Origin of the sequence: Dietzia sp. UCD-THP, assembly GCF_000349585.1 — a bacterium.
In the GTDB taxonomy this organism is placed as follows: Bacteria; Actinomycetota; Actinomycetes; order Mycobacteriales; family Mycobacteriaceae; genus Dietzia; species Dietzia natronolimnaea_A.
Genome location: NZ_AOSR01000119.1, coordinates 1 through 1,140, shown reverse-complemented (window position 1 = coordinate 1,140; position 1,140 = coordinate 1). Strand labels below are relative to the sequence as shown.

The 1,140-nt window shown below is 64.0% G+C and carries 2 protein-coding genes; both read right to left on the bottom strand.

Going from position 1 to position 1,140, the window contains the following annotated elements; all coding sequences use genetic code 11:
* Window positions 1-418 (bottom strand): ParA family protein (locus H483_RS27290; protein ID WP_017836475.1); only part of this gene is annotated, 418 nt, incomplete at its 3' end.
* Between the two features lie 78 nt (window positions 419-496).
* Complete coding sequence (locus H483_RS27285) at window positions 497-937, bottom strand: hypothetical protein (RefSeq protein ID WP_017836474.1); 441 nt, start codon at window positions 935-937, stop codon at window positions 497-499.
* Window positions 938-1,140 lie beyond the last annotated feature (203 nt).

Sequence of the window (1,140 nt, the reverse complement as noted above, 5' to 3'; positions counted from 1 at the left end):
TCAGGGTGAGGCCGAGCGCTGCGGGGCAGTCGATCACGACGAGGTCGTAGGCGTCGTCCGGGAGCTGACTGAGTGCTTTGTGCAGCGTCAGCTCGCGCATCATCGCCCCGGTCAGTGTCATCTCCACTGCGACGTAGTCGTCCAATCCAGAGGGCACGAGGTCGATGCCGTCCCGGCGGGTCGGCACGACCGCCTCGACGACGCGCACGTTCATCGACGGGTCCATGACATCGGCAATGGTGACGTCGAACCACTCCTCCGAGCTACGGGCGGTGAGCTGCTGGGTGAGGTTGCCCTGCGAGTCCAGGTCAATACCCAGCGCCTTCTTTCCCCTGGCCGCGGCGGCGTGCAACAGGGACTGCGCGACGGATGTCTTTCCGACTCCGCCCTTCTGGTTCGCTACTGCAACGATCTTCATGTTTCCTCCCGCTAGTGACTCTAGTGCAACTAGTGGCGCGTGCACCGCACGCGCCACTAGTTGATTCGGTGTGTCGGCTTAGATGCGGCGCGCACTGGCGAGAACGATGCAGCCGGGCGGCTTGATCGCCGACCAATCTTCGGTGTCCACCTCGAGGCGGAGCTCGCGCAGAGCGCTGTGCAGTCCGCCATTCTCGAACTCGCGGACATCTAGGGGAGGGTCGGCAGTGCCACGATCGACAAACTCGTTGAAGTACTCGACGCGGACCGATCCGGGGCCTGCGACGTCGGGGGTCGCTACCGCCCGCACCTCTTCGTCGCCGTGGATGATGCCTTCCACCACCCAGCGGTAGGCGTCGTCCTGTCCGGCTGCCTGAAACAGTCGGGCGATGACCATCACCTCACGGGCGGTCAGGTGCGAAGTCAGGGCGTGCAACACCTCAGGGTCGGCGATCAACGCCGCCACGTCGGATAGCGCCACACTGAGGGCGTCGAGCAGGGTGCCGGTTGAGTCGGTCATGGTGTCCTCCTGGGGGTTTCCGGGGGATGGTCTCCCTCTCGGTATGCCTCCACTTTAGCACTAGTGCCACTAGTGGCGCAAGGGGTCAAGCGGGCTGATCTGGTTCTTTTCAGGACGGTTGACTCAGGTGAGAGCGAGTTTTGCGCAGGGCTCCCCCTTTCCCTGATACCGGCCCGATTGGTGTGGAGCGGACGGAGTCAAGC